The organism is Luteimonas padinae (assembly GCF_014652935.1).
GTDB classification, from domain to species: Bacteria; Pseudomonadota; Gammaproteobacteria; order Xanthomonadales; family Xanthomonadaceae; genus Luteimonas; species Luteimonas padinae.
Map to the genome: position 1 here is coordinate 46868 of NZ_BMZT01000009.1, position 12830 is coordinate 59697.

10 protein-coding genes are annotated in these 12830 nt (G+C 71.1%); 6 read left to right on the forward strand and 4 right to left on the reverse strand.

Annotation, left to right across the window (positions count from 1 at the left end):
• Positions 1 to 2: 2 nt before the first annotated feature.
• The 3 genes from IE168_RS11120 to IE168_RS11130 all read right to left on the reverse strand — a co-directional run bounded on the left by IE168_RS11120 (position 3) and on the right by IE168_RS11130 (position 2912).
• The gene (locus IE168_RS11120) at positions 3 to 1262 is read right to left on the reverse strand and encodes a putative Na+/H+ antiporter (protein ID WP_189498292.1); all 1260 of its coding nucleotides are present in this window, start codon (positions 1260 to 1262) and stop codon (positions 3 to 5) included.
• 97 nt (positions 1263 to 1359) lie between these two features.
• Positions 1360 to 1698 carry an EF-hand domain-containing protein gene (locus IE168_RS11125; RefSeq protein ID WP_386659453.1) on the reverse strand — a complete coding sequence of 113 codons (339 nt, stop codon included), beginning with the start codon at positions 1696 to 1698 and terminating at the stop codon, positions 1360 to 1362.
• Between the two features lie 5 nt (positions 1699 to 1703).
• The gene (locus IE168_RS11130) at positions 1704 to 2912 is read right to left on the reverse strand and encodes a DesA family fatty acid desaturase (RefSeq protein ID WP_189498294.1); all 1209 of its coding nucleotides are present in this window, start codon (positions 2910 to 2912) and stop codon (positions 1704 to 1706) included.
• 151 nt (positions 2913 to 3063) lie between these two features.
• On the opposite strand from IE168_RS11130, the gene mutM reads away from it, so the two are divergent.
• From mutM to IE168_RS11145, 3 genes are read left to right on the forward strand one after another with little or no spacing between them, the layout of a single operon-like run.
• Positions 3064 to 3888, forward strand: a complete 825-nt coding sequence (mutM, locus tag IE168_RS11135) for a bifunctional DNA-formamidopyrimidine glycosylase/DNA-(apurinic or apyrimidinic site) lyase (protein ID WP_189498296.1) — start codon at positions 3064 to 3066, stop codon at positions 3886 to 3888.
• 37 nt (positions 3889 to 3925) lie between these two features.
• Complete coding sequence (locus IE168_RS11140) at positions 3926 to 4489, forward strand: ECF-type sigma factor (RefSeq protein ID WP_189498298.1); 564 nt, start codon at positions 3926 to 3928, stop codon at positions 4487 to 4489.
• A 24-nt stretch (positions 4490 to 4513) separates the two neighbouring features.
• Positions 4514 to 7414 carry a serine/threonine-protein kinase gene (locus IE168_RS11145; RefSeq protein ID WP_189498300.1) on the forward strand — a complete coding sequence of 967 codons (2901 nt, stop codon included), beginning with the start codon at positions 4514 to 4516 and terminating at the stop codon, positions 7412 to 7414.
• Between the two features lie 66 nt (positions 7415 to 7480).
• On the opposite strand, the gene IE168_RS11150 is transcribed toward IE168_RS11145, so the two are convergent.
• Positions 7481 to 8104 (reverse strand): thymidine kinase, encoded by a 624-nt coding sequence (locus IE168_RS11150; RefSeq protein ID WP_189498302.1) that lies wholly within the window; start codon positions 8102 to 8104, stop codon positions 7481 to 7483.
• A gap of 139 nt (positions 8105 to 8243) precedes the next feature.
• Here IE168_RS11150 and IE168_RS11155 point away from each other — a divergent pair, with 139 nt between their 5' ends.
• The 3 genes from IE168_RS11155 to IE168_RS11165 all read left to right on the forward strand — a co-directional run bounded on the left by IE168_RS11155 (position 8244) and on the right by IE168_RS11165 (position 12803).
• The gene (locus IE168_RS11155) at positions 8244 to 10220 is read left to right on the forward strand and encodes a UvrD-helicase domain-containing protein (protein ID WP_189498304.1); all 1977 of its coding nucleotides are present in this window, start codon (positions 8244 to 8246) and stop codon (positions 10218 to 10220) included.
• Positions 10221 to 10379: 159 nt separating this feature from the next.
• A complete protein-coding gene (locus IE168_RS11160; protein ID WP_189498306.1) occupies positions 10380 to 11297 on the forward strand; it encodes a 5'-nucleotidase, lipoprotein e(P4) family in 918 nt (305 codons plus the stop codon).
• Positions 11298 to 11603: 306 nt separating this feature from the next.
• Positions 11604 to 12803, forward strand: a complete 1200-nt coding sequence (locus tag IE168_RS11165) for a tyrosine-type recombinase/integrase (RefSeq protein ID WP_003462997.1) — start codon at positions 11604 to 11606, stop codon at positions 12801 to 12803.
• The last annotated feature ends 27 nt before the right edge of the window (positions 12804 to 12830 follow it).

The window sequence follows — 12830 nt, forward strand, 5'->3', positions numbered from 1 at the left end:
GGCTAGAGCCAGCGCAGCGCCGCCATGGCCACCAGCGTCGGTGGCAGTGCCGCGAGCAGCAGCCCGAGCGGATGCACGGTCTGCTCCCTGAAATGCCGGCGCACGATCGACATGCCGGCCGGATTGGGCGCGTTCGCGATCACCGTCAGGCCGCCACCGGCCACCGCGCCGGCCACCAGCATGTACTTGAACTCCTCGCTCAGGCCCTCGACCAGCGAACCGAGGTAGGTCAGCGCGGCGTTGTCGGTGATGGCGGTCAGCGCCGCCGCCCCGAAGAACACCGCATCGGTGCTCATGTCCATCAGCAGCGGCTGCAGCCACCAGCGCTGCTGGCCGCCCAGCACCACCAGGCCGGCGAGGAAGAACGCCACCAGCAGGCCTTCGCGCAGGATCAGCCGGTCCTGGTAGCGCCTGTAGGCCGTGGCCACGCCCATGAACAGCAGGAAGATGCCCATGAACATCGCCGGGTGGTGCGCGAACACCACGAGCCCGACGAGGAAAAGCACGTGCAGCGCCACGATCCAGGGCGGCATCGCGTCCGGACGCGTGCCGGCTTCCCCGGTCTTCAGGGTCCCGAGCTCCTTCCGGAACACGAACACCACCAGGGCCGCGTTGACCACCACCGCCAGCGCGGCCTTCCAGCCGAACTGCGTCATCATGAAGGCGAGGTCCCAGTTCCACTTCCCCGCCACCATCAGCACCGGCGGCGCGGCGAAGGGCGTCAGCACGCCGCCGATCGAGATGTTCACGAACAGCGTGCCCAGCAGCGCATAGCGCGCTCGCGTCGAGATGTCGGCCACATAGACGCGGCGGGACAGCAGCATTGCCGCCAGCGTCATCGCCGCCGGCTCCGTGATGAACGATCCCAGCAGCGGCACAAGCGCCAGCACGCTGAAGCAGAACTCCAGGCCGTTGCGCCACGGCAGCAGGCGCGCCAGGCCATCCACCAGGTGGGTGGCGAGCCAGAGGACCGGCCGCGTTCCCGCGATCACCATGATCGCGAACACGAACATCGGCTCGGTGAAGTTGCGCGATTCCACGTAGGCGGTGGCCTGCGAGAGCCCGGCCATCGCCATCATCACGACGATGAAGAGCATGGCCCAGGCGCCGAACACCACCTCGACCTCGGCCAGCAGGTGCCAGATCCCGGAATGCGCGGGCTGGCGATCGGCCAGGCGCTGGAAGTACTTCGTGCTGAAGGTGTGGGCCACCGCGAGTGCGAACAGCACGGTGGCCACGAGTTCGATTGGAGTCGCGTTCACGGTCCCTCAGTTCCCCTGGGCATGGGAACATCCTAGGCCGGTTCGCCACCACGTGTCCCGACGAGCCAACGCGGCTGCGCCCACGCGCGGCGGGGCGCTAGCGCGGCGGCGCGGCGAGTTCGCCGGCGTCGAGCCAGCCGTCGCCGTTGGCATCCTGCCTGCCGAAGCGCTCGGCCAGCCGCGCGAGGTGGACCGCGCGCGCCAGCGGCGGCCCCTTGCCGCCGGGCTGCTCATGCGTCGCCAGGACGCCATCGCCGTCACGGTCCATGCCGTCGAAGGCGTAGCTCATCCAGGCCTGGTACTCGGACAGCGACACGCGTCCATCGCCGTTGCCATCCATGCGCGCAAGGTAGTCCGCGGTCGCCATCACCTGCGCATCCGAAGGCACGGGCAGGACGGCGAGCGCGATCCAGACGCCGAGCACCAGTGCGCGCACGCGGCTCAGCCGCGCGCCGGCTGCAGCGAATAGCCCTTCAGCCGCGCGGCGTAGTCCTGCAGCGCGCGGATGCCGCTGGCTTCGGCCTCGCGGCACCAGGCCTGCAGGCTGGCCAGCGATTCGGCGGCGTTGTGGCTGCGCGACTCCAGCAGCGTGGACAGGCGCGCGCGATATTCCACCAGCGTGCGGATGCGCGGACGCTGCTCGACCCAGTCGCGCAGCTCTTCGCGCGCCTCCGGCTTGAGCCAGCGGCCGTCGTCGACCAGGCCGCGACGCAGCCTGCGCGGCAGCAGCGCGCGCAGCCGCGCACCGGCAGCCGCCGCTTCCTCGCGCAGCGCCGGCTTGAGCACGCGCTTCTGGTAGTCGGTCATGGCCTGGAACCGCAGCGCCAGCAGTGCCTTGAGCGTATCGCCGTCGGGCACGTTGATGTTCGGGCGCACGTCCAGCGTCGGCGCGACGCGCAGCACCTTCGCCAGCCGCAGCGCCTGCAGGCCCTTGATCGCGGCCCAGCCGATGTCGAACTCCCAGCGGCGCAGCGCGAACTTGGCCGAGCTCGGGAAGGCGTGGTGGTTGTTGTGCAGCTCCTCGCCGCCGATCCACACGCCCCAGGGGCTGAGGTTGGTGGCGGTGTCGGTGGTCTCGAAGTTGCGGTAGCCCCACCAGTGGCCGAGGCCGTTGACCACGCCCGCGGCCCAGAACGGGATCCACAGCATCTGGATCGCCCAGATCGCGACGCCGGCGGCGCCGAACAGGGTGGCGTTGATGGCCAGCATCAGCACCGGGCCGAGGTTGGCGTGCGGCGTGTACAGGTGGCGCTCGATCCAGTCGTCGGGCGTGCCGCGGCCGTACTGCTCCATGTCGGCGCGGTGCGTGCGCGCCTCGCGGTAGAGCTCGGCGCCCTTCCAGAACACCTCGCGGATGCCCTTGTGCATCGGGCTGTGCGGATCCTCTTCGGTCTCGCAGCGCGCGTGGTGCTTGCGATGGATCGCCACCCACTCCTTCACGATCATCGACGTGGTGAGCCAGCACCAGAAGCGGAAGAAGTGCGCCAGCACCGGATGGAAGTCGACGCCGCGATGCGTCTGGCTGCGGTGCAGGTACAGCGTCACGGTGAAGATGGTGAGCTGCGTGACCACCAGCAGGTAGGCCAACAGGCCCCAGAAGCCGGACTGGACGAGGCCGCCGGCGATGACGTCGAGCAGGGAAGCGGGCATGGCGTAGACAGTTGTGCGGGAATTCGTCCGCCATCATGGAATGCGCCCGCGTCGATTGCCACCCCGCCACGGCAATCCGCGCGTCCTCGTTCACGATGACGGCCCCGCGACGCCGCTTGCCAGCGCCCGGACCCGCCCCCACGCTGGGGCCATGCCCGAGCTGCCCGAAGTCGAAACCACCCGCCGCGGCCTGGCCCCGCACCTGGAGGGCGCGCGCGTGGAGCGCGTGCTGCTGCGCCGTCCCGACCTGCGCTGGCCGATCCCGCCCGAAGTCGGCGAGCACCTGCCCGGCCAGCGCATCGACGCCGTGCGCCGGCGCGCCAAGTACCTGCTGCTGGATACCGGCGCCGGCAGCGCCGTGCTCCACCTCGGCATGTCGGGCAGCCTGCGCGTGCTGCCGGCGGACACGCCGGCCAGGCTGCACGACCACGTCGACATCGCGCTGGCCGGCGAGGGCGGCGCCGGGCGCGTGCTGCGCCTCACCGACCCGCGCCGCTTCGGCTGCCTGCTGTGGCAGCCGCCGGGCGAGGTGCATCCGCTGCTGGCCGGGCTCGGGCCGGAGCCCCTGGGCGATGATTTCGACGGGGACTACCTGTTCAGGCTCAGCCGCGGCCGGAAGGCCCCGGTCAAGGCCTTCCTGATGGACCAGCGCGTGGTGGTCGGCGTGGGCAACATCTACGTGGCCGAGGCGCTGTTCGCCGCCGGGGTCTCGCCGCTGCGGGCCGCCGGCCAGATATCGCGGGATCGCTACGGCCGCGTCGCCGACGAGATCCGCACCGTGCTCGCGCGCGCGATCACCCGCGGCGGCACCACCCTGCGCGACTTCCTCGCGCCGGACGGCGCACCCGGCTACTTCGAGCAGGAACTCTCGGCCTATGGCCGCGGCGGCGAACCCTGCCCCCGCTGCGGCCGGCCGATGCGCCAGGCCACCATCGCGCAGCGCGCGACCGTCTGGTGCGGCACCTGCCAGCGCTGAGCACAGGCGCTATGATCGCCCCTCGAGGGGAGAATCCATGGCCGGAACCGCCGAGATCACCCTGTTGCTGGATGCCGCCCGCGGCGGGGACCGCGTGGCGCTCGACAGCGTGCTCGCCACGCTCTACCAGGAGCTGCACAGCATGGCGCGGCGCCAGCTGGCGGGGCAGTACGGGCAGACGCTGGACGCCACCGCGCTGGTGCACGAGGCCTATCTCAAGCTGATCGGCCGCCGCGAGGCCCAGTTCGACGACCGCGCGCACTTCTTCGCCTACGCCGCATCGGCGATGCGCAGCGTGGTGGTCGACTACGCCCGCCAGCGCATGGCGCAGAAGCGCGGCGGCGACCTGCACCGGGTCACCGACCTGCCCGAGGACATCGAGGGCGGCCTGCGCCTGGACGAGGACATGCTGGCGCTCGACGTCGCGCTGACGCGCCTGGCCGGCGTCGACCCGCGGCTGGCCCAGGTGGTGGAGCTGCGCTATTTCGCCGGCCTGTCCGAGGTCGAGATCGCGGAGCTGCTGAAGCGCTCGGAGCGCAGCATCCGCCGCGACTGGCAGAAGGCCAGGCTGTACCTGCTGGCCTCGCTGAAGTCGGACTGACGGGGCGCCGGCCGGCGCGCGACGATGGATCCCGACCGCTGGCAACGCCTGTCCCCCCTGCTCGACGCGCTGCTCGAGCTGGAGCCGGGGCCGCGGGCGCAGAGCCTGGCCGCGCTGCGCGAGGACGACCCCGCGCTGGCCGATGACCTGGAAGAACTGCTCGGCCTCGAGGAGGGCCAGGAGGATTTCCTATCCGAGCCGGTGGTCTCGCAGCTGCCGCTGGCGCGCGCGAACGCAGTGATCGGCCCCTACAGGCTGGAGCGCATGATCGGCGAGGGCGGCATGGGCCAGGTCTGGCTGGCCAGCCGCGCCGACGGCCTGTACGAGCGCCGCGTGGCGCTGAAGCTGCTCCGCCCCGGCCTGGCCGATCCGAACCTGCGGCTTCGCTTCACCCGCGAGCGCCAGATCCTGGCGCGGCTCGAACACGCCCACATCGCCCGCCTGCTTGACGCCGGCATCAGCAGCGACCAGCAGCCCTACCTGGCCCTGGACTACGTCGACGGCGAACCCATTACCGACTGGTGCCGGCTGCGCGAGCCGTCGGTCGAGGCCCGGCTGCGCCTGTTCCTGCAGGTCTGCGAGGCGGTGAGCCATGCGCACGCCAACCTGATCGTGCACCGTGACCTCAAGCCCTCGAACATCCTGGTGACGCCGCTCGACGAGGTACGCCTGCTCGACTTCGGCATCGCCAAGCTGCTCGACACGCCCGACGTCGGCGTCGACGGCACGCGCACCGACGTGCGCGCGTTCACCCTGCACTACGCGGCACCCGAGCAGGTCCGCGGCGAGCCGGTCACCACCATGACCGACATCTATTCGCTGGGCGTGGTGCTGTACGAGATGCTGGCCGGCTGCAAGCCGTACCGGCCGCGGCGCCTGAGCGACGCGGAGTGGGAGGAGGCGATCCTCAGCGCCGACCCGATGCGGCCCTCGATGGCGCTGCAGCGTGGCGGCGACGCGGTCACGGGTAACGAGGGCGCCCACACCGCCACGATCCGCCCGCAGGCGCAGCTGCGGCGCGACGCCCGCCGGATCGCCGGCGACCTCGACAACATCGTGCTCAAGGCGATGTCGAAGGCCCCCGAACAGCGCTATTCCTCGGTCGAGGCCCTGGCCCAGGACATCAGCCGCCACCTCGACGGCCGGCCGGTGCGCGCGCGGCCGCAGGCCCTGGCCTACCGCGTCCGCAAGTACGTCGCCCGCCACCGCTGGGCGCTCGGCACCGGCACGGCGATCGCGGCGGTGCTGGTGGCCGCGCTGGCGGTGGTGCTGTGGCAGGCGGAGCAGGCGGTGCAGCAGGCCGAGCGAGCGCGCGCGCTGCAGACCTTCATGGTCGGCCTGTTCGAGAACGCGGGCAGCACGCCCGGCGGCGCGCCGCTGGACATCCGCCGCCTGCTCGACGACGGCGTGCGCCGCGGCGAACTCGAGCTCGCGCAGCAGCCGGTGGCACTGGCCGAGCTGCTGGGCGTGATCGCGCGCCTGCGCGCGAGCCTGGGCGACTATGCCCAGGCGCTGGCCCTGCAGCAGCGGCAGGACCGCCTCATCGCCGGGATCGCGTCGCCGCCGCCGGGGCTGCGCCTGCAGGCGGCGACCGACATGGGCCGCACGCGCCGCCTGCTCGGGCAGGCCCAGGCCTGTACAGCGGCGATGCAGCCGCTGCAGCCGCTGGCGCTGCGCGAACAGGAGCGGCTGCCCTCGCTCGCCGCCGACTTCCACAGCCAGCTCGCGCGCTGCCGGCGCGACACCGGCGACATCGAGGCCGCGCGCGCGGGTTTCCAGCGCGCGCTCGCGCTGCGCCGCTCGGTGCCGCAGCACGAGGCCGGAGTGGTCGAGAGCCTGTCCGACCTGGCCGGGCTGCGCGCGGCCACCGGCGACAGCGCGCTCGCGCTGCGCGAACAGCACGCCGCGCTGGACCTGCTGCGCCGGAGCGTCGGCGCGCGGCATCCGCAGGCGATCGACATCCTGCGCTCCACCTGCGCCCTGCACCGCGACCTCGGCGACCTGCGCGCGGCCGAAGCGGACTGCCGCGAGGCGCTGGAGCTGGCGCTCGAGATCCGCGGCGCCCAGCACCACGCCACCGTGGACGTGCGCCGGCAGCTGGGTGCGCTGCTGGTCGACGACGGCCGCCTGGGCGAGGCCGAGGTGATCTTCCGCGACGCCCACGCCTGGCTGCTCGCGCGCCTGGGCAACCGGCACAGCGACGTCGCGCGCAACGCGAACAGCCTCGCGATCGTCGCGTGGGAGCGCGGCGACTTCGCCGCGGCCCTGGCCGGCCTGCGCCAGGCCACCGCGATCTGGCGCGAGACCGGCCACGACGCCCTGCTGGCGACCGCGCTGTTCAACCAGGCCCGGGTCCTGCACGAGACCGGCGACCAGGGCCGGGCCGCGGAACTGCTGCAGGAGTCGCTGCGCCTGCGCAGCGAGCGCTTCGGCGCCGACCACGGCCTGGTCGGCGCGACCTTGCGCCTGGTGGGCGAGGTGGAGGCCGCGCGCGGCCGCCATGCCGAAGCGCTGGCGGCCCTGCGGCGGGCGGTGGCGCTGACCAGCGCTTCCTACGGCCCCGCGCATCCGGTGACCCGGCGGGCCGAGCTGGCGCTGGCGCAGCTGGAGGCCCGCCAGGGCACCGAAGGCGCGATGGCCCGCCTCGACCATCTCGCCAACCTGCCTGAAACCGACGCCGGGCTGCGCACGATCGCCTGGCTCGCACGCGCGAGCACCGCGGCGATGCGCTGCCATGGGCCGAGGCGTGCGGAATCGCTGGCGGTGTTCACCGCCCTCGGCCACCGGGTGGCGATGGCACGGCCCGAAGGCGGGACCGTGGTGCGCGAGGTGGACGCGTGGCGGCGACGCTGCGACGAGGGCGCGCCCGCGGCCGCGGCGGCCATCGCGCAGGACGCCACGCAGCCCCGGCGGCCGCAGCCCTGAGGCGGGTGCGCCGCGCCCATGCGGCGGCGCGGCGCGACTCTGCAGGACCGGCCCGCCACCCGGCGCTCAGCCCAGCGGCAGCTGCTGCTGCGCGGGTTCGATCCGGCCTTCGCCGCGCACGATGCGCTTGAACTCGGCGCGGCTGACCGAGACGTAGCGCTCGTTGCCGCCGATCTCCACCTGCGGGCCGTCCTGCACCGCGTGGCCCTGCTCATCCACGCGCACGGTCATCGTGGCCTTGCTGCCGCTGTGGCAGATCGTCTTGATCTCCTGGATCTCGTCGGCCCAGGCCAGCAGCTGGCCGCTGCCCTCGAACAGCTCGCCGCGGAAGTCGGTGCGCAGGCCGTAGCACAGCACCGGCACGCCGAAGGCGTCCACCACCTCGGACAGCTGCCAGACCTGGGCGCGCGACAGGAACTGCGCCTCGTCGACCAGCACGCAGTGCAGCCGGCCATGCCCGTCCATGTCGGCCCGCACCAGGTCCTGCAGGTCGTCCGTCGGACCGAAGGCGGTGGCCTCGGCCTGCAGCCCGATCCGCGACGCCACCGTACCGCTGCCGGCGCGGTCGTCCAGCGCCGGCGCCAGGATCAGCACGCGCATGCCGCGCTCGCGGTAGTTGTGCGCCGACTGCAGCAGGGTGGTGGTCTTTCCCGCATTCATCGCGGAGTAGTAGAAGTAGAGCTTGGCCATGGGCGAAGTTTACGGCGCGGCCGGTGGCCGCAGCAGGGCTGCACAGCGCGGCCGCGCAGGGCCGGCCGGCGGAGCCGGCCCGCGGCACCGTGCCGCAGCCAGCCGATAGAATGGCCGGCCAGCGACCCTCCCCGGCACGATGTCCCTCAATCCCCAGCAACAGGCCGCGGTTTCCCACTGCGAAGGCCCGCTCCTCGTCCTCGCCGGCGCCGGCAGCGGCAAGACCCGCGTGATCGTGGAGAAGATCGCCCACCTGGTCGGCTCTGGCCGCTACCCCGCGAAGCGGATCGCCGCGATCACCTTCACCAACAAGTCGGCCAAGGAGATGCGCGAGCGCGTCGCCAAGCGCATCCGCGGCGACGCCGCCGAGGGGCTGACCGTCTCCACCTTCCACGCGCTGGGCCTGCGCATGCTGCAGATCGAGCACGAGCGCGCCGGCCTGCGCCGCGGCTTCTCGATCTTCGACTCCGACGATTCCACCGCGCAGTTCCGCGACCTGATGCCCGGCGCCAAGCCCGACGCCATCCAGGCCATGCAGGGCCTGGTGTCGCGGGCGAAGAACGCCGGCCTGTCGCCCGAGCAGGCGCGGGCGCTGGCGCGCTCCACGCCCGAGCACGAAGCGGCGATGATCTACGAGCTCTACCAGGCCCGTCTGGCCGCCTTCAACGCGGTGGACTTCGACGACCTGATCCGGCTGCCGGTACAGCTGCTGGAAACCGATGCCGAGTGCGCGCTGGCCTGGCGCGAACGCATCGGCTACCTGCTGGTGGACGAGTGCCAGGACAGCAACGATGCCCAGTACCGGCTGCTGAAGGCGCTGGCCGGCGAGAAGGGCAACTTCACCGCCGTGGGCGACGACGACCAGTCGATCTACGCCTGGCGCGGGGCGAATCCCGAGAACCTGTCGCAGATGGCGCGCGACTACCCGGCGCTCAAGGTGGTGAAGCTGGAGCAGAACTACCGCTGCTCCAACCGCGTGCTGCGCGCGGCCAACGCGCTGATCGCCAACAACCCGCACGAACACCTGAAGACGCTGTGGAGCGCCAACGCCGACGGCGAGCGCATCCGCGTCTGGGAGTGCCGCGACGCCGCCCACGAGGCCGAGCGGGTGGCCGCCGAGATCCAGTTCGTGAACGCCGCGCGCAAGGTGGAGTGGAGCGAGTTCTGCATCCTGTTCCGCAGCAACCACCAGTCGCGCGCGCTGGAGAAGGCGCTGCAGATGCTGCGCGTGCCGTACCACCTCTCCGGCGGCACCGCTTTCCTGGACCGCGGCGAGGTCAAGGACGCGCTGGCCTGGCTGCGCATGCTCGCCAACCCCGACGACGACGCCGCCTTCCTGCGCGCGGTGCAGGCGCCGGGCCGCGGCGTCGGCCAGACCACGCTGGCGAAGCTGGCCGAGCTGTCGCGCAACGCCGGCATGCCGATGTCGCGCGCGATCGAGTCGGTCGGCCTGCTCAAGCAGCTGGCACCGCGCGCGGCCTCGTCGCTGTCGGGCTTCGCCGACCTGGTACGCGGGCTGCGCGCCGAGGCCGTGCGGCTGCCGCCGGCCGAGCTGGTGCGCGTGCTCAACGAGCGCTCGGGCCTGCTCGCAGCCTTGCGCGCGCAGTGCAAGACCGAGGAGATGTTCCGCATCCGCCGCGGCAACCTCGACGAGCTGGCCGACTGGTTCGACGGCGCCCGCGGCGGCGCCGGTCCGGGCGAACTCGCCGCCTCGCTGGCGCTGCTCAGCCACGCCGACAAGGGCGAGCCCGGCAACCAGGTGCGGCTGATGAGCCTGCACGCGGCCAAGGGCCTGGAGTTTCGCTACGTCTTCATCATCGGCGTCGACGACGACACCCTGCCGCACGAGGCCAGCGTCGAGGAGGGCCGCATCGACGAGGAGCGGCGCCTGCTGTACGTCGGCATCACCCGCGCCAAGGAGCAGCTGTGGCTGTCGTACCCGCGCGAGTCGCAGCGCTGGGGCGAGCGCCTGAAGCTGGTGCCGAGCCGCTTCCTTGCCGAGTTGCCGGCCGCCGAGCTGCAGCGTGACGGCGCCGATCCGGTGGCGGACGCCGCGCGCAAAAAGGAGCGCGCCGACGTCGGCTTCGCCGCGATCCGGGCGATGCTGGAAAGCTGACGCCCCCGAAGCCCATGTGCAGGAGCGGCTACAGCCGCGACCCGCACTGCGAAACTCCTGCACGATCACCGCAGAAGCCGCCCCGTCGCGAATGCCACGAAGATGCGAATTCCCGTCGCTCGGCTACACTCGCGGGCCTTCCCGCTACCGGTGTTTCCGATGCGCCTGCAGCCGCGTTCGAACCTGACCCGCACCGCCACCCTGCTCGCAGCCGCGCTGGCGCTCGCAGGCTGCCGCAGCCTTCCGGCCGATGGCGCGCCCGCGGCGCCGGGCGCTCCGCAGGCCGCGTCGGTCCCGGCAGACGACAACCTCAACGCCGTGCTCTGGATGCAGCGCTCGATCGAGTACCGCGCGCTGTCGGAAACCGTGTTCCGCGCCGCGACCGAACGCCTCGACACGGCGCTCGCCGACACGTCCTGGGACGCGCTGGTCGCTGCCGAGCGCGCCGCCGCCGGCGACGCCTCGTCCCTGCCGCCAGCGGTGATCCTCGACATCGACGAGACCGTGCTCGACAACTCGGCCTACCAGGCGCGCCTGGTGGTCGACGGCCAGGAATTCACGGATCCCGCCTGGGACGCGTGGGTAGAGGAGCGCAAGGCCATCCCGGTGCCGGGCGCAGTGGCGTTCACGCAGGCGGCCGCCGCCAAGGGCATCACCGTGTTCTATGTCTCCAACCGCAGCGCCGCGCTCACCGATGCCACGCTCGACAACCTGCGCAGCCAGGGCCTGCCGGTGCAGCACGACGGGGTTTTCCTCGGCCTGGGCCTGCAGGTGCCGGGCTGCGAGCAGGCAGGCTCCGGCAAGACCTGCCGCCGCCAGCTGGTGGGACGCACGCACCGCGTGCTGATGCAGTTCGGCGACCAGCTCGGGGATTTCGTCCAGCCGGCGGCGAACACGCCGGCCCTGCACGAGGAACTGCACGGGCAATACCGCGACTGGTTCGGCGCGCGCTGGTGGGTGCTGCCGAACCCGAGCTACGGCGCCTGGGAGCCGGCCCAGTTCGACAATGCCTGGAGCCTTCCGCGACCCGAGCGGCGGGCGCGGAAGCGCGATGCATTGCGCACGGATATGCAATAAATTCAAACAGTTATGCCGTAATTCTTCAGGTATTGCATAAAGATCGGCGCACCGGTAGGCTGTGTCCGCCACAACACAGTCCTCCGGCTCCGGCCGGTTTCACGGGAGGCCCCACGGCCTCCCGTTTTTTGTTTCACGATGACTCCAGCACCGCATTTCGCTGGACTACGCCAAGGCTCGATACAGCAGGTTTATCAATCACTTAGGCGAGTTCAACATATGCCGGTGCTTTCCGAAACTTGACCCGGCTTCCCCTCGCGTGGCTCCCATGCGGCTCTTGGAAACCGGGCTTTCCGAGGAGTCATCATGGCGAAGATCAAGCTCACCAAGTCCGCAGTCGATGCGGCGCAACCTCAAGACAAGGCCATCGAACTGCGGGATACCGTGGTGCCTGGCTTTCTGTGCAAGATCACCCCGGCGGGCCGCAAGGTGTTCATGCTCCAGTACCGCACGAATGCCGGCGAGCGACGCAAGCCCGCCTTGGGCCAGTACGGGGAACTGACGGTCGATCAGGCACGCACGATGGCGCAGGAGTGGCTGGCCGAGGTGCGCAGGGGGGGCGACCCCGGCGCGGCCAAGAACGCCGCCCGCAAGGCACCGACCATGAAGGAGTTTTGCCACACCTTCATGGAGGACTATTCCAAACAGCGCAACAAGCCCAGCACGCAGCGCGGCTATCAGGGCGTGATTGACCGCTGCATCATTCCGATCATGGGCCGGATGAAGGTGCAGGATGTGAAGCGCCCGGACGTGGCGGCGCTGATGAAGAAGCTGGCCTACAAGCAAGCCGAGGCGAACCGCACTTTCGGCGTGCTGCGCAAGATGTTCAACCTGGCCGAAGTGTGGGGGCTGCGCCCTGACGGCACGAATCCGTGCCGTCACGTCCCGATGTACCCGCCCGGCAAGGAAACTCGGCTCATCGTGGATGACGAGCTGGTGCGGATCTTCCGTCACCTGAAGTATCTGGAATCTGAGGGACTGGAGAACTACGTCATCCCGCTGGCGATCCGCCTGCAGTTCGAGTTCGCCGCCCGCCGCTCCGAAATCTGCCCGCTGGAGTGGGATTGGATTGATCTGGAGAAGCGCCGCGTCGTCTGGCCTGACAGCAAGACCGGCGGCATCTCCAAGCCCATGAGCGAGGAAGCCTATCGGCTGCTGTCCACAGCGCCGCGCCGGGAAGGCTGCCCCTACGTCCTACCTTCGCCCAACGATCCGACTCGGCACATGACCCACGGTGAACACTACGGCGGCTGGACTCGCGTGCTCAAGGCCGCTGGTGTGCCGCACGTTGGCACGCACGGCATTCGCCACCGGGCGACCACTGATATTGCCAACTCGGGCGTGCCAACCAAGGTGGGCATGAAGCTCACAGGTCACAAGACCGTGGCGATGTTTATGCACTATGTTCATACCGAGGACAAGCCTGTACGGGATGCCGCCGAACTGGTAGCGAGTCGGCGGCTGGCGATTACGGGCGCATCGTGCCCTGCGGAAGCTACGGTATGAGCGGCGGCCGGTACCCCAGCCTTGCCT